The sequence below is a fragment of the Acidiphilium sp. C61 genome (genome assembly GCF_905116885.1).
Lineage (GTDB): Bacteria > Pseudomonadota > Alphaproteobacteria > Acetobacterales > Acetobacteraceae > Acidiphilium.
Map to the genome: position 1 here is coordinate 465,648 of NZ_CAJHNI010000005.1, position 23,888 is coordinate 489,535.

Genomic DNA, 23,888 nt, shown 5'->3' on the forward strand with positions numbered 1-23,888 from the left:
GGGCGCTGATGTTTTCCGCCGGCTAACGCCGGGCGGGGGACTCAGCGCCGCAGGGCGGCAGCGGCGGCAGCGCGTGCGGAGATGGCCCGCCAGTCCCCGGCGCGGAGCAGATCGGCCGGGGTGAGCCATGAGCCGCCGACGCAGATCACGTTGGCCAGTGCGAGATAGTCGGGCGCTGAGGCCGGGGTGATGCCGCCGGTCGGGCAGAAGGTGACCTCGTGGATCGGCGCGCCGATCGCCTTGAGCATCGGGATGCCGCCAGCCTGCTCGGCGGGAAAGAATTTCTGGTAGCGGAAGCCGGCCTCGAGCAGATGCAGCACTTCGGTCGGGGTTGCAGCACCGGGGAGGAAGGGCACGCGGCTCGCCGCCGCCGCGGCGTGAACGGCTGGGCTGGAGCCGGGCGAGACGACGAATTTGGCACCGGCTTCCGCGACCTCGCGATATTGCGACGGGGTGAGCACGGTACCGGCGCCGACGACCATTTCGGGGACCGCTGCGGCCATCGCCGCGATCGCCTCCATCGCTGCCTTCGTGCGCAGCGTGACCTCGACGACGCCGACGCCGCCCTCGATCAGGGCGCGGGCGAGCGGGACGGCGTCGGAAGCGCTGTCGATGGTCAGGACCGGGATGACCGGCGAGACAGCGAGCAGGGCGTCGAGCCCGTCCTGGCGGTTCATGCGAAGACGCTCGCGCCGAGATCGGCCCCGGCGACGGCGGCGCGGAAGGCGCCGAACAGGTCGCGGCCGATGCCGTGGTGATGCGCCGAGAGATCGACCTCCGGGAGCGGCCGCGCCGCGAATTCCGCCTGATCCACCTGAACCTCCAATATGCCGGCCTCGCAGTCGAGCCTGATCATGTCGCCATCCCTCACCTTCGCCAGCGCGCCGCCGCAGGCGCATTCCGGCGTCACATGGATCGCCGAGGGCACCTTGCCGGAGGCGCCGGACATCCGCCCGTCGGTGACGAGGCCGACCTTGAAGCCGAGATCCTGCAACACGCCGAGGGGGGGTGTGAGCTTGTGCAATTCGGGCATCCCGTTCGCCTGCGGGCCCTGATGGGTGACGATGGCGACGAAATCGCGGTGCAGCTCGCCGGCCTTGAACGCCTCCTGCATCGCTTCCTGGCTGCGGAAGACGCGGGCCGGGGCGATGACGACGCGGTGCTCGGGCTTGACGGCGGAGATTTTGGTGACCGCCTGGCCGAGATTGCCGTGCATGATGCGCAGGCCGCCATCCTTGCTGAAGGGCTCGGCCGCGTCGCGCAGGATGTCGCGGTTGAGGCTTGCGGCCGGGGCGGGTTTCCAGCGCAGGATTTTTTCCTCCAGCACCGGCTGGTCGCGATAGGCCTGCAATCCGTCCGGGCTCCAGACGGTGCGGGCATCGCCGTGCAGCAGGCCGGCATCGAGCAGGGCGCCGATCAGCACCGGCATGCCGCCGGCTTCCTGGAAATGATTCACGTCGGCACTGCCATTGGGATAGATGCGGGTGAGCAGCGGGATGTGTTCGGAAAGATCGGAAAAATCCTGCCAGGTGATGGCGATGCCGGCGGCGCGGGCCATGGCGACAAGGTGGATGGTGTGGTTGGTCGAGCCGCCGGTGGCGAGCAGGCCAATCATGCCGTTCACCACCGTCCGCTCGTCGACCATCTGGCCGACCGGGGTGAATTCGTTGCCGCGGGCGGTGATTTCGAGGATGCGCTTCGCAGCCGCACCGGTCAGCGCGTCGCGCAGGTCGGTGCCGGGGTTGACGAAGGAGGCGCCGGGCAGATGCAGGCCCATGATCTCCATCAGCATCTGGTTGGAGTTCGCGGTGCCGTAGAAAGTGCAGGTGCCGGGGCTGTGATAGGCGCCGATTTCGGATTCGAGCAGTTCCTCGCGGCCGACCTTGCCCTCGGCGTAGAGCTGGCGGACGTGGGATTTCTCGGTGTTGGAAATGCCCGATGGCATCGGCCCGGCGGGGACAAAGATCGACGGCAGGTGGCCGAAGGACAGGGCAGCGATCACGAGGCCGGGGACGATCTTGTCGCAGACGCCGAGCAGCAGCGCGCCATCGAACACGTCGTGCGAGAGGGCGATGGCGGTGGCCATGGCGATGACGTCGCGCGAGAAGAGCGAGAGCTCCATCCCTTCCCGCCCCTGGGTGACGCCGTCGCACATCGCCGGCACGCCGCCGGCGACCTGGGCGATGCCGCCGGCCTCGCGCACCGCGTGCTTGATGAGGTCGGGGAACCGGCCGAAGGGCTGATGCGCCGAGAGCATGTCGTTATAGGAGGTGACGATGCCGATATTCGGCTTGTCGTCGCGCTTGAGGTCGTCCTGCTCGGCCTTGGCGCAGCCGGCCAGGGCGTGGGCGAGATTGGCGCAGCCGACCGCGCTGCGGTGCACGCCGCGCGAAATCATCGCTTCGGTGCGGGCGAGATAGGTCGCACGCCCGGCCTCGCTGCGCGCCCTGATCCGGTCGGTGACCCGTGCGATCGCATCCTGAACCATGTTTTTGCTCCTCGCAATACGCGCGCCCCCTTTGAGGAGGCGTGTCAGTCGCCGGCGCCGTAGCCGGCCTGTTCGTCGAACCAGGTGCGGCCGTCGCGGACGATCATCGCCACCGCCTCGGACGGGCCCCAGGTGCCGGCGGTGTAGAGCTTGGGACGATCGCCGGCGGATTTCCAGGCATCCAGGATGGATTCGGTCCATTCCCAGGCGGCCTCGACCTCGTCGCGCCGCATGAACAATGTGGCGTTGCCGCGCACCACATCCATCAGCAGGCGCTCATAGGCATCGGGCATGTGATTGTTCTTGAAGGTTTCGGCGAAGCTCAGATTGAGCGGGGCGTTGCGCAGGCGCAGCCCGCCGGGGCCGGGTTCCTTCGTCCAAAGATGCAGGCGGATATGCTCGTCGGGCTGCACGCGGATGACGAGGCGGTTCGGCATCGCGCGGTCCGAGCCAGTGGGGAAGATCCAGTAGGGCACCGGCTTGAACTGGATGACGATTTCGGAAACCTTCTCGGGCATCCGCTTGCCGGTGCGAAGGTAGAACGGCACGCCAGCCCAGCGCCAGTTGCGGACCTCGACCTTGAGGGCGGCGAAGGTTTCGGTGGTGGAGCCGGGGGCGATGTCGTTTTCCTCGGCATAGGATTTCACCGGGCCGCCCTTGATGGCGCCGGCGCGATACTGGCCGCGGACAGTTTTCGTTGCGATATCGTCACGGGAAATCGGGGCGAGGGATTTCAGCACCTTGATCTTTTCGTCGCGCACTTCCTCGCGGTCGAGCGTGGCGGGCGGTTCCATCGCCACGAGGCAGAGCAGCTGCATCAGGTGGTTCTGGATCATGTCGCGCAACGCGCCGGTATGATCGTAATAGCCGCCGCGATCCTCGACGCCGACGGTCTCGGCGACGGTGATCTGCACATGGTCGATCCCGTCATGGTTCCAGACCGGCTCGAACAGCGAGTTGGCGAAGCGCAGCACCAGCAGGTTCTGCACCGTTTCCTTGCCGAGATAGTGATCGATGCGGAAGATGTTGCGTTCCTCGAACACCGCGCCGACACGGTCGTTGATGGCGCGGGCGGAGGCGAGGTCGTGGCCGATCGGCTTTTCCAGCACGATGCGGGTTTCGGGCGTTTGCAGCCCGTGGGCATGGATGTTGTCGGCGATCGGGCCGTAGAGCTCGGGGGCGGTGGCAAGGTAGAAGACGCGGATCTGGCGCGGCGCATCCCCGAGCAGGGCGGCGAGTTCGGGCCAGCCGCGCGCGGCCTTGGCATCGACCGAGACATAATGCAGCCGGGCGAGAAAGCGGGCGAGGACCGCCTGGTCGAGCTTGTCGGCGATGAATTCGCGCAGGCTCGCCTCGACCAGGTCGCGGAATCCCGCGGCGGACAGTTCGGTGCGGGCGGAGCCGACGATGCGCGAGGAATCCGGCAGCTGGCCGTCGAGATCCCGGAGGTAGAGCGCGGGCAACAGCTTGCGGCGAGCGAGGTCGCCAGTGCCGCCGAACACAACGTAGTCGAACGGGTCAATGATGGGCTGGGAAAAATTCATGGGTCAAAATAATTCCTTGTTGCCGCCATCCGGTATAGGCCGGGCCGCCGGGCACTTCAACACCGGCGACCCGCGCACGTTCAGTTCATGCAGTTGCCGCCATCGACGTTCAGCGTCTGGGCGATGATGTATTCCGCCTCGTCGGAAGCGAGGAAGATGGCGGCGCCGACGAGATCGTCCGGCCGGCCCATCCTGCCATAGGGCACGGCGAGGCCGACCTGGCGCTTCTTCTCGCCGATCGAAAGGTTTTCGTAGTGAGCGAACAGCGCATCGACCTGCTGCCACATCGGCGTATCGACCACGCCGGGGGAGATGGCGTTGACGCGGATGCCGTGGCGGATCAGGTCGAGCCCGGCGGACTGGGTGAGGCTGATCACCGAAGCCTTGGTGGCGCAGTAGACGCCGACCAGCGCCTCGCCGCGGCGGCCGGCCTGCGAGGCCATGTTGATGATCCGCCCGCGCCGGCCATTGGCAATCATCTGCCGCGCCACCGCTTGCAGGGTGAAGAGCAGGCCCTTGACGTTGACGGCGAAGAGGAGGTCGTAGCTCGCCTCGGTGATGTCGGCGATCGGCGCGAGGTCGAACACGGCGGCGTTGTTCACCAGGATGTCGAGCCCGCCGCGCGCGGCGGTGAAATCGGCGAAGGCGGCGATCGAGTCCATCTCCGCCACATCGAGCGCGCAGGCATGCGCCTGCGGCCCGAGTTCGCGCGCTATGGCTTCCGCCGCCTCACGCGAGCGGTCGGCGATGCAAACCCTCGCCCCCTCGGCGATGTAGCCGGCGGCCATCGCCCGGCCGATCCCCCCTGCCCCGCCGGTGATGGCGGCGTATTTGCCCTGCAGGCGCCCGCTCATCGCCGCCTCACCAGACCGTGTAGCCGCCATCGGCGAGGACGATCGAGCCGGTCATCAGGCTCGACGCATCGGAGGCGAGGAAGAGCACCACCGAGGCGATTTCGTGCGGCTGGCCAACGCGGTGCATCGGCGTCATGTCGAGCCAGATGCGGTTGAGCTCGGGATCTTCCATGCCGAAGCGGGTCAGCGGCGTGTCGATATAGGTGGGGGCGACGGCGTTGACACGCACACCGCGATCGGCCCATTCGCCGGCGAGCGAGCGAGTGAGGTGATGCACCGCGGCTTTCGAGGCGTTGTAGAAGGACTGCTTCTGCGGCTTGTTCGAGATGAAGCCGGACATCGAGCCGGTGTTGACGATGACGCCGCGCTGGCGGGCGAGCATCGCGCGGCCGAAGGCGCGGGCGCACCAGAACACGCCGTTGAGATTGACGTTGATGACGTCGAGCCAGTGCTCGTCGGTCACGTCCTCGGCGGCGACGCCCGAGCGGGCGATGCCGGCATTGTTCACCAGGATGTCGATCGCGCCGAGCCTCGCGTTAAGCGCGTCGGCCGCCGCGTTCACCGCTTCGGGATCGGTGACGTCGAGCACAACGGATTCGGCGGTATGGCCGAGCTTCGCGAGTTCGGCCTTGCCCTCCTCGCAGACATTGGCATCGCGATCGGCGATGATCACATGCGCGCCGGCTTCGGCCAGAGCGGTCGAACAGGCGAGGCCGATCGCGCGGCCGCCGCCGGTGACGACCGCGTTGCGCCCCTTGAGGTCATATTTCTCGAGATACATGTCCGCTCCTTGTGTTGTCCGGCACTGGCTACGTGCTCAGTGCAGGTGGAATTCGCGCCGCAGCAGCGCCTTGCCGTCCGGTCCGAACAGGACAGCGCGGGTGGATTGCGGCTTCATGCGCACGGGATCGCCCATGCGCACGCCGGCGAGATCGTCGGCCTTGACGATCATCTGCTTCTCGCCGGGGCGCTTGACGTAGACCAGGGTTTCGTTGCCGAGATGCTCGACGAAATCGGCGGTGCCGCCGATCTCGCCATCGGCGGCGAGCGCGGTGTGCTCGGGCCTGGTGCCGAGGGTGACGCGCAGGCCGGGGGCGGCGGCGATGTTCGCCGCCTCGACGCGGATTGTGCCGCCATCATCGAGTTTCACATCCGCACCGGCATCGTCTCGCGCAGCGATCTCGCCTTCCAGCAGGTTCATCTTGGGCGAGCCGATGAAACCGGCGACGAAGAGATTGGCGGGGTTGTGGTAGAGTTCGAGCGGCGAGCCCACCTGCTCGACGATGCCGCCGTTCAGCACCACGATGCGGTCTGCCATCGTCATCGCCTCGACCTGATCGTGGGTGACGTAGATCATCGTGGTCTCCAGCTGCTTGTTCAGCTTCACCAGCTCGGTGCGCATCTGCACGCGCAGCGCCGCGTCGAGATTCGACAGCGGTTCGTCGAACAGGAATCCTTTCGGATTGCGAACGATGGCGCGGCCGATGGCCACGCGCTGGCGCTGGCCGCCGGAGAGTGCCTTGGGGCGGCGGGCCAGCACCTTGTCGAGTTGCAGCATCTCGGCGGCGTGGGCGACCTTCCGCTCGATCTCGGCCTTGGGCACCTTTGCCATCTTGAGCGCGAAGCCCATGTTTTCCGCGACCGTCATATGCGGGTAGAGCGCATAGGTCTGGAACACCATGGCAAGGCCGCGCTTGTCCGGGGGGATCTCGTTGGCGCGGACACCATCGATGCTGAAATCGCCGCCGGAGATTTCCTCGAGCCCCGCGATCATGCGCAGCAGCGTCGTCTTGCCGCAGCCCGAGGGACCGACGAAGACGACGAACTCGCGATCGTCGATCGACAGGTCCACGCCCTTGATGGCGTGGAAGCCTTCATATCGCTTCTCGACCTTTTCAAGCAGAAGTTTCGCCATGATCCGCTCCTATTTCACCGCGCCGAATGTGAGCCCGCGCACGAGGCGGCGCTGGGTCAGGCTGCCAAAGACCAGAATGGGGGCGACCGCGAGAACCGAGGCCGCCGAGAGTTTCGCCCAGAACAACCCCTCCGGCGCCGAGAACCGCGCGATGTAGGCGGCGAGCGTCCCGGCATGGGAGGCGGTGACGTTGATGCTCCAGAATGCCTCGTTCCAGGCGAGGATGACCGAGAGCAGTGCCGTGGAGGCCACCCCCGGACCCGCGAGCGGGAGCAGCAGATGGATCATCTGCTGGCGGGGGCCAACACCGTCGACGCGCGCGGCTTCGAGAATTTCGTGAGGTATGTCCTTGAAGAAGGAGTAGAGCATCCAGACCACAATGGGCAGGTTCATCAGCGTGTCGATGGCCACGAGACCAAGCCGCGTGTCGAGCAGGTGGACGTTCTTGAGGAAGAGATAGATGGGCATGAGCACGCCGACCGCCGGGAGCATCTTGGTCGAGAGCATCCACATCAGGGTAAATTCCGTGCGCTTGCCGGGGAAGAAGGCGAGCGCGTAAGCGGCGGGAAAGGCGATGGCGATGGCGAGCACGGTCGCACCGACGCTGACGATCACGCTGTTCAGCGCGAAGAGCAGGTAGCCGGCATTCTGCGTCGCGTCGAAAAAGCTCCTGAGCGTCGGCGCAAAGATCAGCAGCGGGGGAATGGCGATGGCCTGGCCTTCGGTCTTGAAGGCGGTGACGAGCATCCAGAGGATGGGAAAGAACATGATGAACGCGGCCGCCCAGGCGAGGAGGCCGAGGACGACGCGGCTGGCGAGGGAGGATTTCATCGGCGGGGCCTCACGCCTGCAACGTGCGCGAGACCGCGCGGATGAGGAAGAAGGCGAGGATGTTGGCAAGCACGATCGCGAACACACCTGCCGCAGAGGCGCTGCCGATCGAAAAATCGTTGAGCGCGCGGATGAAGATCATGTAGGTCAGGGTCGTCGTCGCATCGCCAGGGCCGCCATTCGTGGTGGTGTAGATGACGGCGAAGGCCGAGAGCATGAAGATCGATTCCAGCATCACCACGATCGAGATCGGCCTTCCGAGATGCGGCAGCACAATGTAGCGCAGGCGGGCGAGGCCCTTCGCACCATCCATCCGCGCGGCTTCGAGCTGGTCGGTATCGAGCGATTGCAGGGCGGTGAGCAGGATGAGGGTGGCAAAGGGAATCCAGCGCCATGAATAGATGATCACGATCGAGAGCATCGGATAGACGCTGAACCAGGCTATGGGTTTGAGGCCGATCAGCGTCATCAGCCAGCCGGCGAGGCCGCTGACCGGATCGAGCAGCAGGTTCTTCCAGATCAGGGCGGCAACCGGCGACATCACGAAAAAGGGCGCGATCGCCATCAGCCGGGCGATGTTGCGGCCGGGGAAGTCGTTGTTCAGCAGCAGGGCGATGAGCGTGCCGAAGACGATCGAGGCGGCGAGCACGCCGGCGACCAGCACAACGCTGTTCCAGATCGCCGTCCAGGTCGAGGAATCGGTGAAGAGATAAGTGTAATTGAGGCCGCCATTATAGGCAGCGGGCGGCTCCATCAGATTGTAGTGCTGAAACGAGTAGAGGATCGTCTGCAGCAGCGGCAGGATCGACCAGAGGAGCAGAAGGATGACCGCGGGCAACAGCAGCGGCAGGGTTCTCACCTGGCGGCGCTGCGTGGCGTCCGATCCGCTCGGCGTTATCGTGGCTGACGTCGACTGGCTCATCGCACGCTCCCGCTTTCCGAGGGGGGGGCGTCGCTCCAGTCGACCCGGAGCGACGCCACCCTGTTGCCGCAATCAGTGGTAACCGGCTTCCTTCATCGTCCGCGCCGTGGCGTTCTGGGCCTGGGCGAGGGCGGCGTCGACCGATTTCTGCCCGGCGAGGGCGGCTGCGAGCTGCTGGCCGACCTCGGTGCCGATCCCCTCGAATTGCGGGATCGCGACGAACTGCACGCCGGTATAGGGGACTTTCTTGAGCGTCGGATTATTCGGATCGGCGCTCAGGATCGCTTCCTTCACCTTCGAGGCGAAGGGTGCGGCCTTGATGTAGTCCGGGTTGCTGTACGTCGAAATACGGGTACCGGGCGGAACCTGCACCCAGCCGAATGTATTGCCGACGAGCTTCAGATAGGCCTTCGACGTGGCCCATTCGAGGAACTTCATGTCGGCTGCCTTGTGACGCGTGGTCTTCGGCATGGCGAGCGCCCAAGCCCAGAGCCAGTGCGCGCCGTGCGGCGTGACCGCGACCGGAGCGGACGCCATGCCGACTTCATTTGCGACCTTCGAGGTCTTCGGATCCCACAGCGTGCCGGCGGCAACCGTGCTGTCGATCCACATACCGCATTTGCCCTGGCTGAACAGCGCGAGATTCTCGGTGAAGCCGTTCGAGGTGACGTTCGGCGGACCGTATTTCTTCTCGAGGTTTACATAGAAATTGGCGGCCTTCTTCCAGGCCGGGCTATCGATCCGCGGCTGCCACTTCATGTTGAACCAGCGGCCGCCGAACGTGTTCACCAGCGTGGTGAAAAAGGCCATGTTCTCGCCCCAGCCGGGCAGGCCGCGCAGGCACATGCCGTAGATGCCTTTCGAGGGGTCGTTGATCTTGGCGGCGAATTTCGCGATCTCGGTATAGGTCGGGTGCGCCGGCATGGCGATGCCGGCGGCCTTGAAGAGATCCTTGCGGTAATAGGTGGCCGAGCTTTCGGCATAGAACGGCAGGGCATAGAGCGTGCCCTTGTAGGACAGGCCCTTACGGACGGTGGGGAACAGGTCCTTCGCGTCGTAGTTTGCGGGCAGGTTCTTCACCGGGGCGAGCCAGCCGGCCTTGCCCCAGATCGGCACTTCGTAGGAGCCTACGGTAACGATGTCGAAATTGCCGGAATTGGTCGCGATATCGGTGGTGACGCGCTGGCGCAGGGTGTTTTCCGGCAGCACCACCCAGTTCAGCTTGATGCCGGTTTCCTTGGTGAACTGGGGCGACAGTTTCTGCATTTGCAGCATGTCGGGGTTGTTGACCGTCGCGATCGTCAGCGTCGTCGCGTGCGCGGCGGCGATGCCGAGGCAGCCGAGGGCGAGTCCGCCCATCGCAGTCCTGATCTGTCGTTTCATGAACGTTTCCCTCTCGAACAATCCGGTTCATCGACTGAAGCACGGCGCCTCCAAACCGCGCGCCGGAACGTGCGCAGACAAGGCTGCGCGAGGTGAGCCCGTTTCGGGCTGGTTCAACCAGGGGAGTTGCCGCCCGCCGTCCCTCGCAGGGGCGGCCGGAGGTCGGGTATCCCCCCTTGCGTTGCGTCCAACAGGCCGGCGCAACTTGTGATTCGCAGGTAGCTAACTTTCGATTGGAAAGTCAACGACAAAATCATGTCGCGTTGCAACATCAAAAGATAGGAATTTGAAATATAAATTTGGGAAAAATAGCGAAAAATCTGGCTTGCCGGAGAAAACCCGTCTTTCGTTTCGAAACCTATAGACTTCCGCCCAGGTTGCTGGCATCGATGCCGTATGGAACGCTCCGGGGCATCGGTTTGACGGTCGGCGCAAAGAGCGCGGTGTTGCAGCGACGGTTGCAGATCGCCGACTGGATCCGTCAATACGGGCAGATGCGCGTCGATGAACTCAGCACGGCGCTGAAGGTTTCCGAGGTCACAATTCGCGGCGACCTGACCTATCTCGAGGAGCAGGGGCTCATCGTCCGCAGTTTCGGCAAGGCGATCGCGGCGAAATCGGCAGCGCCGCGCGACCGGCCGGCCGGCGCGCCGCTGACCAAGGCGCAGTTGGTGCCGATGCTGCGCCGGGCGCAGGCGCTGATCGGGCCGGACCAGACGGTGCTGGTCGGGCCAGGACCGCTGGCGACGCAGGTGATCCCGTGGCTTGCCGAAATTCCGGGACTTTCGGTGGTGCTGACCAGCGCCGAGGCGATCCCGCTCGCGCGTATCTGCCTCGATGCGCGGATCCATCTGCTTGGCGGCGAAATCGCCCCCGACAGCGGCATGATCGAGGGCGCTGGCGCGCTCAGGATGCTCGACCATTTCGCGCTTGGCTGGTCGATCTTCGAGGCGGATGCGCTTTCGGCCGATGCCGCCCTGCTGCTCGCCGCCAAGCCCGCCGAACGGCTGGCCGAGGCGGCGATCCGGCGCAGCACGCGCAGCATCGTGCTGATCGGCAACCCTGCGCTCTCGCTCGAACGGCGGACCGCCCAGCTTGGGCTTGCCGGGATTTCCGACCTGATCCTGCCCGGGCTGCCGAGCAACCGGCTGCGCGACATCCTGCTCGGCGCCGGGTTCAGGCCGGTGGAGGCAGAGGGCGGCAGCGAAGCGCATTTCTCCAGCCACCCGGCGCGCCAGCGCGGCGGCGTGCGGGCTTTCGGCGAGGCGTCATGACCGGCATGATCGTGACCATGGGTGAAATCCTCGTCGATATTCTCGCCGAGGAACGCGGCCAGGGCTTCCACGAGCCCGGCCGGCTGCTCGGCCCCTTCCCCGGCGGCGCGCCGGCGACCTTCATCGCCCAGGCGGCACGGCTCGGCGCCGGCGCGGGCATCATCTCCTGCATCGGCGATGACGATTTCGGCTGGCTCTGCGTCGATCGGCTGCGGCGCGAGGGGGCGGATGTGAGTGCCGTGCGGATCGAGCCGGACCAGGTGACGGCGAGCGCCTTCGTGCGCTACCGCGAGGATGGCGACCGCGACTTCCTGTTCAACCTCAAGCGCAGCGCCGCCGGGCGGATCACGATCGACGCGGCGGCGCGGGCGATGCTCGCCCAATGCGCGCATTTCCACATCATGGGCTCGTCGCTGTTCTCGTTTCATATCATCGACGAAATGAAAAAGGCGATCGAGCTGGCCAAGGCCAACGGCGCGGTGATTTCGTTCGATCCGAACATCCGCAAGGAAATGCTGACGATCCCGGAAATGCGCGCCGGGCTCGAATTCATGCTCGGCTATACCGACATATTCCTGCCCTCGGGGCCGGAGATCCTGCTGCCGACCGAGGCGAAATCGGAGCGCGCGGCGGTCGAGGAATTGCTCGATCTCGGCGTGCGGATGGTGGTGATCAAGCGCAGCCGCAAGGGGGTCAGCTTCCGCTCGCGCGAGGAGCAGTTCGACCTTCCGGCCTTTCCGGTGGAGGAGGTCGACCCGACCGGGGCGGGCGATTGTTTCGGCGCCGCCTTCGTCACCTGCCTGTTGCAGGGAATGGGGACGCGGCGCGCGCTCGACTATGCCCGCGCGGCGGGCGCGCTGGCCGTCAGCCGCAAGGGCGGGATGGAGGGGATCGCCGATCTCGCGACACTCGACGCCTTCATCGCCGATGCCGGCTGAGCCGTAACCGGGACGAGGAGAACCGCCATGAGCCATGCTGAAATCCCTGTCGTCATCGGCGTCGATGTCGGCACCGGAAGCGCGCGCGCGGGCGTGTTCGGCCTCGATGGGGCGATGCATGGGAGTGCGACGCGGGCGATCGGCGCCTGGCGGCCGCGGGCGGAGTTCATCCAACAATCGAGCGCGGATATCTGGGCGGCGGTGAGCGAGTGCGTGCGCCGCGCAATGGCCGAGGCCGGCGGCGGGCTGGTGGTGCGGGGCATCGGGTTCGATGCGACCTGCTCGCTCGTGGTGCTGGATGCGGCCGGCGCGCCGCTGCCGGTGGAGCCGGACGGCGACCCGGCGCAGGACGTGATCCTGTGGGCGGATCATCGTGCGCGGGCGGAGGCGGAGGAGATCAATGCGGGCGGGCACGAGGTGCTGCGCTATGTCGGCGGGCGGATCTCGCTGGAGATGGAGACGCCCAAGCTGCTGTGGCTGAAGCGGCACGCCCCGCGAAGCTGGGCGGCGGCGCGGCATGTTTTCGACCTGCCGGATTTCCTCACCTACAGGGCGACCGGTGCGACCAGCCGCTCGCTCTGCTCGACCGTCTGCAAATGGACCTATCTCGGCCATGAGGGGCGCTGGGACGAGGCGTATTTCCGGGCGATCGGGCTTGGCGAACTGGCCGATGAGGGATTCGCGCGGATCGGCACCACGATCCTGCCGATCGCGACACCGGTGGGCGGCGGGCTCTCGGCCGAAGCGGCAGCGGCGTTCGGGCTGACGCCGGGGATTCCGGTGGGCACCTCGGCGATCGACGCGCATGCGGGCGGGATCGGGGTGATCGGCGCGGCGCTCGACGGGGTAGCGCCGGATGCGGCCGCACTCGGGCGGCGGGTGGCGCTGATCGGCGGGACGTCGTCCTGCCACATGGCCGTGGCGCCGGAGCCGCGCTTCGTGCCCGGCGTGTGGGGGCCATATCACGCGGCGATGCTTCCGGGGCTGTGGCTGAACGAGGGCGGGCAGTCGGCGACCGGGGCGCTGATCGACCATGTGGTGACGACCCATGCCGCCTATCCCGCACTTGCTGCCGCGGCGAAGGCGGAGGGGGCGAGCATCTACGAGCGGCTGAACGCGCTGGTCGGGCAAATGGCGGCTGCGGCGGGCTCGACCGCGGCGCTGACCGGGGATTTGCACGTGTTTCCCGATTTTCACGGCAACCGCTCGCCGCGGGCCGATGCGAGCCTGCTCGGCATGATCTCGGGCCTGAAGCTCGCGGCGGACGAGGCGGATTGCGCGCGCCTCTATCTCGCGACGATCCAGGCCGTGGCCTATGGCACGCGGCACATCATCGAGACGATGAACGAAAACGGCTACGCGATCGACACGATCATGGCGACCGGCGGCGGGACGAAGAACCCGCTATTCCTGCGCGAGCACGCGGATGCGACGGGATGCCGGATCGTGCTGCCGGCGGAGCCGGAGGCGGTGCTGCTCGGCAGCGCCATGATCGGCGCCGTGGCCGGCGGCGCCTATGCCGACCTGCCGGCGGCGATGGCGGCGATGAGCCGGGCCGGGGCGGTGATCGCGCCGGAGGCGGCGAGTGCTGCGTTCCATGCCCGCAAATATGCCGTGTTCCGGCGGATGCATGACGACCAGATGGCGTATCGGGCGCTGATGCGGGGCTGAGCCGGCCGGGACCTGCCGGATCAGCCTTATTGGTGTATTGTTGTTGCCATGCCGAACTCACTCCTCGCCGTGCGAGTCGCGCGCGGCCATCCCCGCCTCTTTACCGGACTGCTTTGCGGCCTTCTGGCCGCGGTGGTGCTGCCGGCCACGATCGCACCGACGCTGCGCGCGGTGCTGTGCTGGGATATCGCGGTTGCCGCCTATGTCGTGCTGGCGATGGCGCATTTCAGCCGCGCCGATCACCGCCGGATCGGGGACGACGCGGTGCGGCAGGAAGAAGGCGAATGGACGATCTTTGGCCTGAGCATCGCCGGCGCGCTGATGAGCTTCACCGCGATCGTGATCTTCGCCGCGCGCGGCAAGGGAGCGGGCGCGGCGGCGCACACGCCCTATGTCGCGCTGGTGGCGGCGACGCTGGTGGCCTCGTGGCTGATGACGCAGATCACCTTCACCTATCGCTACGCGCATGAATATTATGCGGCGACGGCGAGCGGTCCTGCGGGCGGACTCGCCTTTCCGGGCAGCGAGGCGCCCGACTATCTCGACTTCGTCTATTTCTCGTTCGTGCTGGGGATGACGTTCCAGGTGTCGGACGTGAACATCCTCAGCCGCAAGATGCGCCGGCTCGCGACGTTGCAGGGCGTGATCGGCTATCTGTTCAACACCGTGGTGCTGGCGCTCGCCATCAACATCGCGGCCGGGCTGTTCTGATCCGGGCTATTTCGCGGCCTTGTAGGCGGCGGCCTCCTCGGCGCTGGCGACACCGCCATGCTTCGCCGACCAGGCCACCGGGTCTTCCAGAAAGCGGCGCACGCCGGCGAGCGTCGCCTCGGGGAAATAGTCGCCGCCGCGGCAGGCTTCCAGCACGTCCCACCAGGTGCAGAGATGGTGCAGCGACATGCCCATCTCGGCCAGCGTGTTGAGGCTGCCGGGGAAGACGCCGTAATAGAATACCACGAAGACATGGTTGCAGATCGCCCCGGCCTCGCGCAGCGCGTTGGCGAAGTGGATTTTTGATCCGCCATCGGTGGTGAGGTCTTCGACGAGGAGGGTATTCTTGCCCTCCGGCACGTCGCCCTCGATCTGGGCGTTGCGGCCGAAGCCCTTGGGTTTCTTGCGGACATAGGCCATCGGCAGGCCCATGCGGTCGGCCATCCAGGCGGCGTAGGGGATGCCCGCGGTCTCGCCGCCGGCGACGGCCTCGATCGTCTCGAAGCCGACATGACGATAGAGCTTCTCGACGCCGAGCTCGCAGATCTTGGCGCGGGCGCGGGGGAAGTAGATGATCTTGCGGCAGTCGATATAGACCGGCGCCTTCCAGCCCGAGGTGAAGGTATAGGGTTCCTCGGGGCGGAAATTCACCGCCTTGATTTCGAGCAGGATACGGGCCGCGGTGAGCGCGGCGTCACGGTCCCAGTCGGTCGCGTGGCCCAGGCCAGACGTCATGTCGATCCTCCAAGTCTGGCCGCCGTCCTAGAACACCCCTGCCCTGCCGTCCACCGTCTTGCGGCGGGCGGGGCGCATGGCTAGACCGTCGCAAACTGCCGCAAGGAGCTTCGGAATGGCCAAGATCAAGGTTAAGAACCCGATCGTGGAGATGGACGGCGACGAGATGACCCGGATCATCTGGGGGTTCATCAAGGACAAGCTGATCCTGCCCTATCTCGACATCGACCTGAAATATTTCGATCTCGGGATCGAGAACCGCGATGCCACCGACGACAAGGTGACCGTCGATTCGGCGCTGGCGACACGGGAATACGGCGTCGCGGTCAAGTGCGCCACGATCACGCCGGACGAGGCGCGGGTCAAGGAATTCAACCTCAAGCAGATGTGGCGCAGCCCGAACGGGACGATCCGCAACATCCTCGACGGCACGATCTTCCGCGAGCCGATCATCTGCGCCAACGTGCCGCGCCTGGTGCCGCACTGGTCGCAGCCGATCGTGATCGGCCGCCATGCCTATGGCGACATCTACCGCGCCGCCGAAACCAAGATCCCCGGCCCGGGCAAGGTGCAGCTCTCCTATATCCCGGCCGATGGCAGCAAGCCGCTGATCCTTGACGTGCACGACTTCAAGGGCCCCGGCGTCGCGCTCGGCATCCATAACACCAAGGCCTCGATCGAGGGCTTCGCCAGGGCGAGCTTCAATTACGGGCTGGCGCGGAACTATCCGGTCTATCTCTCGACCAAGAACACCATCCTCAAGGCCTATGACGGCATGTTCAAGGACGTGTTCCAGGATATCTTCGATGCCGAGTTCAAGGCTGAGTTCGACAAGCGCGGCCTGACCTACGAGCACCGGCTGATCGACGACATGGTCGCCTCGGCGCTGAAGTGGAACGGCGGCTATATCTGGGCCTGCAAGAATTATGACGGCGATGTGGAGAGCGACATCGTCGCGCAGGGCTTCGGCAGCCTCGGGCTGATGACCTCGGTGCTGATGAGCCCGGATGGCAAGACGGTGGAGAGCGAGGCAGCGCACGGCACCGTGACCCGCCACTATCGCGAGCACCAGAAGGGCCGCCCGACCTCGACCAACCCGATCGCCTCGATCTTCGCCTGGACCCGCGGCCTCGCCTATCGCGGCAAGTTCGACGAGACCCCCGAGGTAACCGAATTCGCCGAGACGCTGGAGCGCGTCTGCGTCGAGACGGTGGAAAGCGGGTGCATGACCAAGGACCTCGCGCTGCTGATCTCGAAGGAGCAGCCCTGGATGACCACGCAGGACTTCCTCGCCAAGCTCGACGAGAACCTGCAGGCGGCGATGGCGAAGCGCCAGGCCGCATGATGGTGGGGCCCTGCGATCCATCCCCGGATTGCAGGGCCGAACACCAGGCAGCATTATTGACTGAAGGACGGGCTGCCTTCCCTATATGGGAATGATGGAAAGCATCCCGTTCTCGGTTCTCGATCTCGCCCCCGTGCCGGATGGCGCGACACCGGGCGACGCACTCCGCAACAGCATCGACCTCGCCCGCCACGCCGAAGCCCTCGGCTTCAACCGCTACTGGCTGGCCGAACACCACAACATGCCCGGAATCGCGAGTGCCGCCACATCGGTGGTGATCGCGCATGTGGCGCAGGCGACGACGCGGATTCGCGTCGGTTCAGGCGGGGTGATGCTGCCCAACCACGCGCCGTTGGTCATCGCCGAGCAATTCGGCACGCTGGCCGCGCTGCATCCGGGGCGGATCGATCTCGGACTCGGCCGCGCGCCCGGCACCGATCCGCGCACCGCCCACGCGCTGCGGCGGAACATGGAGGGGACCGAGGCGCGCTTCATCGAGGATGTGATCGAGCTGCAATCCTATTTCCAGCCGGCGGAGCCGGCGCAGGCGGTGCGCGCGGTGCCCGGCGCGGGGCTCGGCGTGCCGGTCTGGCTACTCGGATCGAGCACGTTCTCGGCCGATCTCGCCGCAGCTCTCGGCCTGCCTTTCGCCTTTGCCGCGCATTTCGCGCCCGACCTGCTGGGGACGGCGCTGATGCGCTATCGCAGCCGATTCCAGCCTTCGGCACAACTGCCCAAGCCGCATGCGATGGTCTGCTTAACCGTGTGCGCCGCACCGGATGACGCGGAGGCAGCGTTCCTGTTCACCTCGCAGCAGCGCGCCTTCGTCAATCTGCGGCGCAGCCAGCCCGGGCTGCTGCCGCGCCCCGCCCCGCTCGACGGGGTCTGGAGCGAGCGCGAGCGCGCCGGGGTGGAGCATGCGCTGGCCTATGCGATGGTCGGAGGCCCTGCGCGGGTCGCAGCAGGGCTCGCCGGCTTCATGGCGGAATTCCGCCCCGACGAGCTGATGATCGCCTGCCAGATCCACGACCACGCGTTGCGGCGGCGCAGCTACGAGATCGTGCGCGAGCTGCGCGGCGGCCTGAGCAAGGCCGCCTGAGTCGTCTCAGCCGGCGGCGGGCGGCTCGTTATGTTCCCAACCGCCGCCAAGCGCCTGGTAGAGCGTGACGAGATCGGCCGAAATCTTGGCCTGGCTTTGCGCCTGCGCCTGTTCGGCGGCCAGCACAGATTGCTGCGCGGTGAGAACCTGGAGATAGTCGACCAGGCCTTCGCGATAGCGTTCCTGGGCGAGTGACAACGCCCGGCGGGTCTGGGTGACGTCGGTCTGCAGCGCTGCCTGGGTTTTCTGTTCGCCGTCATAGGCGGTCAGCGCGTTGTCGACCTGGTGGAAGGCGGTGAGGACGGTTTTTGCGTAGTTCACCGCGGCCTCGCGCTGCTGCGCCTTGCGCAGGTGCAACTCGCCGCGCAGGCGCCCACCCTCGAACAGCGGCATGGTGATCTGCGGCCCGATCGCGTAGGTGACGGCGGAAAGCTGGTTCAGGTTGGAAAATTGCAGCGCCTGGAGCGATACCGAGCCCGCCAGCGAGATGTCCGGGAAGAAGCTCGCCTTCGCGACACCGATCTCGGCGGTGGCTTCATGCAGGCGGGCGGTGGCCTCGCGAATGTCGGGGCGGCGCTTGAGCAGTTGCGAGGGCAGGCCGATCGGCACCACCGGGGGGACCGGCGGGATCGGCTTCGCGGTGATCAGCCGGGCGCGGAGGGCTTCCGGCCCCTCGCCAAGCAGGAGGCTGAGCTGGTTGATGTCCGCCGCGATCGAGGTTTGCAGGGCGGGGATCTGGGCGCGGATCGACGCGGTCTGCGCCTCGGCATCGGCGACATCGAGCGCGTTGGCGAGGCCGGCCTGCTGGCGCTGGCGGATCAGCCCGGCGATGTTGCCGGCGCTGGCGAGATTGCGCCGGGTGATGGCGAGCACCGCCTGCTCGGCGCGCAGGTTGACATAGTCATGCGCCACCTCGGCCTCGGTGTTGAGCAGGACGGCGCGGCGGGCATCGCGCGAGGCCTGCACAGCGGCGAGCGAGGCCTCGACCGCACGGCGGTTCTTGCCCCAGAGATCGAAATCGAAGACCGAGGAAAACCCGTACTGGAAGAGATCGAACGGTTTGAGCTGCGCGCCGGGAAGGCCGCCGCCGCCGATCGATGTCGAGGCGCCGCTGGCGGTGGAGCCGGCATTGGTGCTGGTCGAGGTCGATCCGCCGCCGCTGAGTGCGGTGAACACGCCCTTGTTGCTCGGCTTCTCGCGCGTGTAGGAGCCGGCGAAATTGAGGTTGGGATAGAGCGCGGCACCCTCGATCTGCGCCTGGGCCTCGGCTTCGGCGAGGCGCTGGGTGGCGGCCTTGACGTCGAGATTGCGGGCGATGGCCTGCTGCTCGAGGCTGGTGAGGGCCGGATCGTCGAAGCTCTGCCACCAGGCGAGATCGACCTTGCCCTGGCTGACCGTCTCGGGAGAGGTCAGTGCCGGGCGATGAGAGAAGAAGGATGAAGCCGCGCTGGTCCGCGGCGGGTGGAAATTGGGCCCGAGTTCGCAGCCGCCAAGTGCGAGGGCAGCAAGCAGCGCCGGGCCCATGAGGGCGCCCCAGCGCAGGCGGGCGGCAAAAACGTCAGATTTCATAAACCACTCCTTCGGCGGCACGGGCTGACGGGGTACCGAGCAGCAGCACGACCGGCCAGACCAGCAGGGCCATCAGACCCAGAATATGGAACAAATCAAGATAGCTCATGAACGCTGCCTGATGTTGCACCGCCGCGGCGACCTGCGAAAGGGTCCTTCCGTGCAGGCTGACATACGGAGTAACGGACTCGGCAAGCCTTGAATGATGGAACTGGGTGCGCCACGCGAGCATCGAGGTGACAAAGGAGATGCCGATGCTGCCGCCGATATTGCGCACCTGGTTGATGATCGCCGAGGCATCGCCGTTGCGGGCGGGCGGCAGGCCGACATAGGAGAGCGCCGAGATCGGGATGAACAGGAAGGGCAGCGCGATTACCTGCAGCACCCGGTCGATCGAGATGGTGAAGAACGAGGCGGTGGGCGCGAGGTGGGACTGGAAGACCAGCGCAATACCGGTTTCGAGCAGGCCGCCGACCAGCAGCACGCGCGCGGGGATGATCCGGCCGGTGACGATGCCAGCGACGGGCATCAGCCCGATCGTGGCGAGCCCGCCGAGGGCGAGCGCGAAGCCGGCGGTTTCCGAGGAGTATCCCATCAGCGTCTGGGTGAGCTGGGGCAGCAACTGCGTCGTGCTGAGCAGGATGAAACCGATGACGAACATCACGAGGCAGCAGATCGCGAAGTTGCGGTAGGCAAAGAGGCGGACATTCACTACCGGCGCCGGATGGTTCCATTCCCATACGACGAGAGTGACGAGCGAGACCGACCAGAGAACGAAGAGGAAGCGGATGAAAACGCTACCGAACCCGTCATCGATCGAGAACTTGTCGAGGAAGATCTGCAGCGCGCCGAACCCGACGGCGACGAGCAGGAGGCCGAACCAGTCGAACCGCAGGCCGCCGGCGAGGCGGGCGGCGCGCTCGCGGACCAGAAGCTCGGGCTCGTCGACGAAGATCGCGATCAGGGCAAAGGCGATGAGGCCGATCGGCAGGTTGATCAGGAACACCCAGTGCCAGGACAGATGGTCGGTCAGCCAGCCGCCGAGGATCGGCCCGGTGGCCGGAGCGACGATGATCACGACGCCGAATACCGCGAAGACCTGGGCCCGCTGCGAAGCAGGAAAACTGTCGGCATACATCGACTGGGTGACGGGTTGCAGGCCGCCGCCGCCGATGCCCTGCAACACTCGGGAGATGATCAGCATGGACAGCGAGGTGGAGAGCGCGCACAGCACCGAGCTTGCGGTGAAGAGGGCGACACAGATCAGGAACAGCCGCTTGCGACCGACCACCTCCTGCAGCCAGCCGGTGATCGGCAGGATGATGCTGTTCGAGACGAGATATGAGGTCAGTACCCAGGTGCTTTCGTCTGGGCTGACGGCCAGTGAGCCGGCGATATGGGTGAGTGCGACATTGGCGATGGTGGTGTCGAGCACCTCCATGAACGGCGCGAGCGCCACCATCGCGACGATCAGCCAGGGATTGTAGATGCCGGCGGCCGAACGCGGCGTGTTGGGCCGCGTGGCGTAAAGCAGGCTCATTGGCCCCGGATGCGGATATACGGCTCGACGGACATGCCAGGCGCGAGCAGGTGGTTTCGGATACGTTTGTCGTCGAAATTGATGCGCACGGGAACGCGCTGGACTACCTTCACGTAGTTGCCGGTGGCGTTCTCCGCCGGGAGCAGCGAGAAAACGCTGCCAGTGCCGTGCTGGATACTGGCGACCTTGCCCTGAAACGCGATTCCGGGAACGGCATCCACATAGACCCGCACCGTCTGGCCAGGATGGATCCGCCCGAGCGCAGTCTCCTTGAAATTGGCGGTCACCCACAGACGGTCGCCAACGATCGCCATCAGCCCGGCGCCGGGCGCCACCACGTTGCCGGCGCGCACGCTTTTCTGCGCAACCCAACCGGAAACCGGGGCCCGGATTTCGGTATAGCCAAGTTTGAGCCGGGCATCGGCGACATCCACTGCGGCAGCCTTGAGCGCGGCTTGCGCGGCAGCGACCGCGGCGGCGGCGGCACCAACCTGCTGGCGGGCCGCATCGGCGCGGGCGACGGCACCACGCAGCGTGGCGGCAACGGAATCGCGCGTCGTCGGCGTGATCGCACGAGGGTCGATCCTGGCGTAGCGCGCCTCGTCCCGGCGAGCGCGAAACAGTGTCGCGTCGGCAACCTCGACATTGGCGCGGGCAACCGCCAGATCGGCCTGCCGTGCGGCAAGATTCGCCTTTGCCTCCGCCTCTCCGGCCTCGGCATGATCGAGCGCCACGCGCTGCGCCCGCGGGTCGAGACGGACAAGCACCTGCCCGCGGACGACGTGCTGGTTGGTCCTGACCGGAACCGCCACGACCTTGCCCTGGATGCGGGCAGAAATCGTGTGGATCGCGCTATCGATCTCCGCATCCGAGGTGGATGCGAAATCGCGGGTGCTCCGCCAATAGGCAAAGCCCGCCGCAGCGAGACCGATGAGCAGAAGCGCCAATATAATGAAAGGACGCCGGCTGCGGCGCGAGGCGACAGCAGGCGCTGACGACGAGGCCGCGCTGCGGCGCAAGTCGGTCTCGGTCAGGTCATTCATACGATCATATTAACCTATCGGCAGGATCATCGCCACAGCCGGCGCCACACTCAGCGCCGCAGTCAGCATCAAGACCGCAGTTACACACATAACGAAGCCGCAACAACGCGGCGGCGATCAAATTGCCATCAACAAAGTTTCAGCGGCGATGACGATTCGGCTTGAATCCTAAGACATGATGAGTATTACTATCTTAGGTAGTATTTTGTATCTTAACATGATGATTTGGATGAAAAATGACGCAGTTTCAGAGCATGGACAGTTACCTGCGCGACCGGATCAGGGCATGGCCACAGACCCCGCCGGGGCTCGAACCTGCAGATACGGACGAGCGCGGCGTTTGGCTGCGGGCGCGGCCCGGGCCGGTGCAGGAAAGCGAGGCCCCTGCCCTGAAAATTCCCGGCGCATCGCGGATGCGAACCTTTCCGGACGGTCTCTGGCTGTGGTTTGGCGGCAGCAACGCCGACCGGTTCGTCGATCTGTTCGCAATCGAGATTTGCGGCAGCTTGCAGAACCTGCTCGACAAGCGGTCGCGCTATGCGCCAAGCCTGCATTCGCTGCTGGTCTCCTGCCCCGCCGGGTGGATGCGCCGGCCGGTCTGCGCGCAGGATCCGACACAGCGATGGCAACGGATCGGCCTGTTCGACGCAGCGCCAGAAACGCCGATTGCCCTGCCAGTGCGCGACATCCGGGTTCTTTACGCGCTGAAACCCAAGCATTTCCGTGAGTTCACCGCCGGCAGCATCGCGCATCCGCACGAATTGTTCGCTCCCGTGGACATATTGCTTGATGAGGCGGGCTGGCAGGCGCCAGGGCTGCGGCGGTTTCTCTTCCACGCCGCGCGGCGGGCAAATTACTGTTGGGGTGGACGGCCCAACGGCATCCAATGTGCCAATATAGGGTCGAACAACGAACCTAATGAAAGGGCCGCCCAATGGAATTTAAGCGGATTTCTATAGACACGTCCAAGCATGTTTTTACGATCCATGGGGTCGATGACCAGGAGCGCCCGTTACTCCGGCGCGAGATCAGGCGGGCTCAGGTTGAACCGTTCTTCGTCAAATTGGCTCCGACGGAGGTGGTTCTTGAAGCTTGCGCAGGCTCGCACCACTGGGGGCGGGTGTTGGGCGGTATGGGCCACCGGGTCAGGTTGATCCCACCGCAATATGTGAAGCCCTTCGTGAAGCGGAGTAAAAATGATCGCAACGACGCAGAAGCGATCAGTGAGGCAGCATCCCGCCCGACCATGCGCACGGTTCCGGTCAAATCGGTGGATGAGCAAGCGGCAGCAATCATCGTGAAGCACCGGGAACTCTTGGTGAATCAACGAACCCAGGCGATCAACGCGTTGCGGGGGCACGCGGCGGAATTTGGCATCGTTGCCGCCAAGGGCTGCGCGAACGTCTCAGCATTGCTTGTTCTCCTGTCTGCCGAGGAAGCGATTCCAGCAATTGCAAAGGCGATGTTTGAGCAAATGGGTCAGCATGTGACGGATCTCGATGCAAAGATCGACGCACTGGAGAGACAGCTGCTCGAACAGCACAAGGCCAACGCGGTCAGCAAGCTCCTCGCCGCGATTCCCGGCGTTGGGGCAATCACCGCGATCACCATGGCGCTCAATGTGAACCCCGCGAATTTTGAGACCGGGCGGCATTTTGCAGCGTGGCTCGGGCTGACTCCGCGAGAGCATTCCACCGGCGGCAAGCATCGTATGGGAAAGATAAGTAAGGCAGGCAATGAGAGGTTGCGGCAGTTGCTCGTGGTCGGGGCGATGGCGGTGATCCGCTTCGCTAAACCAGGCAGCAAATCAGCGACCGCTTGGCTGTTGCAATTGCTGGAGCGGAAGCCGCGCAAGGTCGCGGCGATCGCTCTGGCCAACAAGATGGCCCGGATCATCTGGGCCATGATGGCGCGTGGTGAAGCGTATCGGCGTCAGCCGGTAGCCGCCTGATCCGCGCGCCGGTGCCGAGGGTTTAGGGGCAAACAGGAGATGGTTATCGGTCGAACCGACGAGCAACAAAATCCG

The 23,888-nt window shown here is 65.8% G+C and carries 21 protein-coding genes; 8 read left to right on the plus strand and 13 right to left on the minus strand.

Annotation, left to right across the window (positions count from 1 at the left end; all coding sequences use genetic code 11):
• Window positions 1-41: 41 nt before the first annotated feature.
• The 9 genes from eda to HUW10_RS05015 form a co-directional block, all read right to left on the minus strand.
• On the minus strand, window positions 42-677 hold the full coding sequence (eda, locus tag HUW10_RS04975) for a bifunctional 4-hydroxy-2-oxoglutarate aldolase/2-dehydro-3-deoxy-phosphogluconate aldolase (protein ID WP_174502496.1): 636 nt from the start codon (window positions 675-677) through the stop codon (window positions 42-44).
• Window positions 674-2,488 (minus strand): phosphogluconate dehydratase, encoded by a 1,815-nt coding sequence (edd, locus tag HUW10_RS04980; protein WP_174502497.1) that lies wholly within the window; start codon window positions 2,486-2,488, stop codon window positions 674-676. The genes eda and edd overlap by 4 nt, the downstream gene beginning before the upstream one ends.
• Window positions 2,489-2,532: 44 nt before the next feature.
• On the minus strand, window positions 2,533-4,032 hold the full coding sequence (gene zwf, locus HUW10_RS04985) for a glucose-6-phosphate dehydrogenase (protein ID WP_174502498.1): 1,500 nt from the start codon (window positions 4,030-4,032) through the stop codon (window positions 2,533-2,535).
• A gap of 80 nt (window positions 4,033-4,112) precedes the next feature.
• Window positions 4,113-4,886 carry an L-iditol 2-dehydrogenase gene (locus tag HUW10_RS04990; RefSeq protein WP_174502499.1) on the minus strand — a complete coding sequence of 258 codons (774 nt, stop codon included), beginning with the start codon at window positions 4,884-4,886 and terminating at the stop codon, window positions 4,113-4,115.
• A 7-nt stretch (window positions 4,887-4,893) separates the two neighbouring features.
• Window positions 4,894-5,667: an SDR family NAD(P)-dependent oxidoreductase gene (locus HUW10_RS04995; protein WP_174502500.1), complete on the minus strand. Its 774-nt coding sequence runs from the start codon at window positions 5,665-5,667 to the stop codon at window positions 4,894-4,896.
• A gap of 36 nt (window positions 5,668-5,703) precedes the next feature.
• Window positions 5,704-6,801 carry an ABC transporter ATP-binding protein gene (locus tag HUW10_RS05000; RefSeq protein WP_174502501.1) on the minus strand — a complete coding sequence of 366 codons (1,098 nt, stop codon included), beginning with the start codon at window positions 6,799-6,801 and terminating at the stop codon, window positions 5,704-5,706.
• A 9-nt stretch (window positions 6,802-6,810) separates the two neighbouring features.
• A complete protein-coding gene (locus HUW10_RS05005; protein ID WP_174502502.1) occupies window positions 6,811-7,632 on the minus strand; it encodes a carbohydrate ABC transporter permease in 822 nt (273 codons plus the stop codon).
• A gap of 10 nt (window positions 7,633-7,642) precedes the next feature.
• Entirely contained in the window at window positions 7,643-8,554 is a 912-nt protein-coding gene (locus HUW10_RS05010; protein WP_174502503.1) for a carbohydrate ABC transporter permease, read from the minus strand.
• 72 nt (window positions 8,555-8,626) lie between these two features.
• Window positions 8,627-9,937 (minus strand): sugar ABC transporter substrate-binding protein, encoded by a 1,311-nt coding sequence (locus tag HUW10_RS05015; protein ID WP_174502504.1) that lies wholly within the window; start codon window positions 9,935-9,937, stop codon window positions 8,627-8,629.
• Window positions 9,938-10,356: 419 nt separating this feature from the next.
• Between HUW10_RS05015 and HUW10_RS05020 the strand changes: the two genes are divergently transcribed.
• The 4 genes from HUW10_RS05020 to HUW10_RS05035 are packed head-to-tail and all read left to right on the plus strand — an operon-like array spanning window position 10,357 to window position 14,531.
• A complete protein-coding gene (locus HUW10_RS05020) occupies window positions 10,357-11,211 on the plus strand; it encodes a DeoR family transcriptional regulator (protein WP_236656217.1) in 855 nt (284 codons plus the stop codon).
• Entirely contained in the window at window positions 11,208-12,149 is a 942-nt protein-coding gene (locus HUW10_RS05025; protein ID WP_174502506.1) for a sugar kinase, read from the plus strand. Before HUW10_RS05020 ends, HUW10_RS05025 begins: the two co-directional genes overlap by 4 nt.
• 27 nt (window positions 12,150-12,176) lie before the next feature.
• Window positions 12,177-13,820, plus strand: a complete 1,644-nt coding sequence (locus HUW10_RS05030; RefSeq protein ID WP_174502507.1) for an FGGY-family carbohydrate kinase — start codon at window positions 12,177-12,179, stop codon at window positions 13,818-13,820.
• 48 nt (window positions 13,821-13,868) lie between these two features.
• Window positions 13,869-14,531, plus strand: coding sequence for a DUF1345 domain-containing protein (locus HUW10_RS05035; protein ID WP_174502508.1), 663 nt, complete (start codon window positions 13,869-13,871; stop codon window positions 14,529-14,531).
• A 6-nt stretch (window positions 14,532-14,537) separates the two neighbouring features.
• On the opposite strand, the gene HUW10_RS05040 is transcribed toward HUW10_RS05035, so the two are convergent.
• Window positions 14,538-15,266, minus strand: a complete 729-nt coding sequence (locus HUW10_RS05040) for an orotate phosphoribosyltransferase (protein WP_174502509.1) — start codon at window positions 15,264-15,266, stop codon at window positions 14,538-14,540.
• 115 nt (window positions 15,267-15,381) lie between these two features.
• On the opposite strand from HUW10_RS05040, the gene HUW10_RS05045 reads away from it, so the two are divergent.
• Complete coding sequence (locus HUW10_RS05045) at window positions 15,382-16,611, plus strand: NADP-dependent isocitrate dehydrogenase (RefSeq protein ID WP_174502510.1); 1,230 nt, start codon at window positions 15,382-15,384, stop codon at window positions 16,609-16,611.
• Window positions 16,612-16,696: 85 nt separating this feature from the next.
• Window positions 16,697-17,710 carry an LLM class flavin-dependent oxidoreductase gene (locus HUW10_RS05050; protein WP_174502511.1) on the plus strand — a complete coding sequence of 338 codons (1,014 nt, stop codon included), beginning with the start codon at window positions 16,697-16,699 and terminating at the stop codon, window positions 17,708-17,710.
• Between the two features lie 6 nt (window positions 17,711-17,716).
• Here the strand turns inward: HUW10_RS05050 and HUW10_RS05055 are convergent, their stop codons facing one another.
• The 3 genes from HUW10_RS05055 to HUW10_RS05065 are packed head-to-tail and all read right to left on the minus strand — an operon-like array spanning window position 17,717 to window position 21,766.
• Complete coding sequence (locus HUW10_RS05055; protein ID WP_174502512.1) at window positions 17,717-19,279, minus strand: efflux transporter outer membrane subunit; 1,563 nt, start codon at window positions 19,277-19,279, stop codon at window positions 17,717-17,719.
• On the minus strand, window positions 19,269-20,819 hold the full coding sequence (locus tag HUW10_RS05060) for a DHA2 family efflux MFS transporter permease subunit (protein WP_174502513.1): 1,551 nt from the start codon (window positions 20,817-20,819) through the stop codon (window positions 19,269-19,271). The genes HUW10_RS05055 and HUW10_RS05060 overlap by 11 nt, the downstream gene beginning before the upstream one ends.
• On the minus strand, window positions 20,816-21,766 hold the full coding sequence (locus HUW10_RS05065) for an HlyD family secretion protein (protein WP_236656219.1): 951 nt from the start codon (window positions 21,764-21,766) through the stop codon (window positions 20,816-20,818). Before HUW10_RS05065 ends, HUW10_RS05060 begins: the two co-directional genes overlap by 4 nt.
• Before the next feature lie 332 nt (window positions 21,767-22,098).
• On the opposite strand from HUW10_RS05065, the gene HUW10_RS05070 reads away from it, so the two are divergent.
• Both HUW10_RS05070 and HUW10_RS05075 read left to right on the plus strand, forming a co-directional pair.
• Window positions 22,099-22,821: a hypothetical protein gene (locus HUW10_RS05070; protein ID WP_174502515.1), complete on the plus strand. Its 723-nt coding sequence runs from the start codon at window positions 22,099-22,101 to the stop codon at window positions 22,819-22,821.
• Window positions 22,797-23,813, plus strand: coding sequence for an IS110 family transposase (locus HUW10_RS05075; protein WP_013640371.1), 1,017 nt, complete (start codon window positions 22,797-22,799; stop codon window positions 23,811-23,813). The genes HUW10_RS05070 and HUW10_RS05075 overlap by 25 nt, the downstream gene beginning before the upstream one ends.
• Window positions 23,814-23,888 lie beyond the last annotated feature (75 nt).

Coding starts and splice junctions, on each gene's coding strand:
- eda (WP_174502496.1), bottom strand. CDS start 677: ATGAACCGCCAGGACGGGCTCGACGCCCTGCTCGCTGTCTCGCCGGTC.
- edd (WP_174502497.1), bottom strand. CDS start 2,488: ATGGTTCAGGATGCGATCGCACGGGTCACCGACCGGATCAGGGCGCGC.
- zwf (WP_174502498.1), bottom strand. CDS start 4,032: ATGAATTTTTCCCAGCCCATCATTGACCCGTTCGACTACGTTGTGTTC.
- HUW10_RS04990 (WP_174502499.1), bottom strand. CDS start 4,886: ATGAGCGGGCGCCTGCAGGGCAAATACGCCGCCATCACCGGCGGGGCA.
- HUW10_RS04995 (WP_174502500.1), bottom strand. CDS start 5,667: ATGTATCTCGAGAAATATGACCTCAAGGGGCGCAACGCGGTCGTCACC.
- HUW10_RS05000 (WP_174502501.1), bottom strand. CDS start 6,801: ATGGCGAAACTTCTGCTTGAAAAGGTCGAGAAGCGATATGAAGGCTTC.
- HUW10_RS05005 (WP_174502502.1), bottom strand. CDS start 7,632: ATGAAATCCTCCCTCGCCAGCCGCGTCGTCCTCGGCCTCCTCGCCTGG.
- HUW10_RS05010 (WP_174502503.1), bottom strand. CDS start 8,554: ATGAGCCAGTCGACGTCAGCCACGATAACGCCGAGCGGATCGGACGCC.
- HUW10_RS05015 (WP_174502504.1), bottom strand. CDS start 9,937: ATGAAACGACAGATCAGGACTGCGATGGGCGGACTCGCCCTCGGCTGC.
- HUW10_RS05025 (WP_174502506.1), top strand. CDS start 11,208: ATGACCGGCATGATCGTGACCATGGGTGAAATCCTCGTCGATATTCTC.
- HUW10_RS05030 (WP_174502507.1), top strand. CDS start 12,177: ATGAGCCATGCTGAAATCCCTGTCGTCATCGGCGTCGATGTCGGCACC.
- HUW10_RS05035 (WP_174502508.1), top strand. CDS start 13,869: ATGCCGAACTCACTCCTCGCCGTGCGAGTCGCGCGCGGCCATCCCCGC.
- HUW10_RS05040 (WP_174502509.1), bottom strand. CDS start 15,266: ATGACGTCTGGCCTGGGCCACGCGACCGACTGGGACCGTGACGCCGCG.
- HUW10_RS05045 (WP_174502510.1), top strand. CDS start 15,382: ATGGCCAAGATCAAGGTTAAGAACCCGATCGTGGAGATGGACGGCGAC.
- HUW10_RS05050 (WP_174502511.1), top strand. CDS start 16,697: ATGGGAATGATGGAAAGCATCCCGTTCTCGGTTCTCGATCTCGCCCCC.
- HUW10_RS05055 (WP_174502512.1), bottom strand. CDS start 19,279: ATGAAATCTGACGTTTTTGCCGCCCGCCTGCGCTGGGGCGCCCTCATG.
- HUW10_RS05060 (WP_174502513.1), bottom strand. CDS start 20,819: ATGAGCCTGCTTTACGCCACGCGGCCCAACACGCCGCGTTCGGCCGCC.
- HUW10_RS05070 (WP_174502515.1), top strand. CDS start 22,099: ATGACGCAGTTTCAGAGCATGGACAGTTACCTGCGCGACCGGATCAGG.
- HUW10_RS05075 (WP_013640371.1), top strand. CDS start 22,797: ATGGAATTTAAGCGGATTTCTATAGACACGTCCAAGCATGTTTTTACG.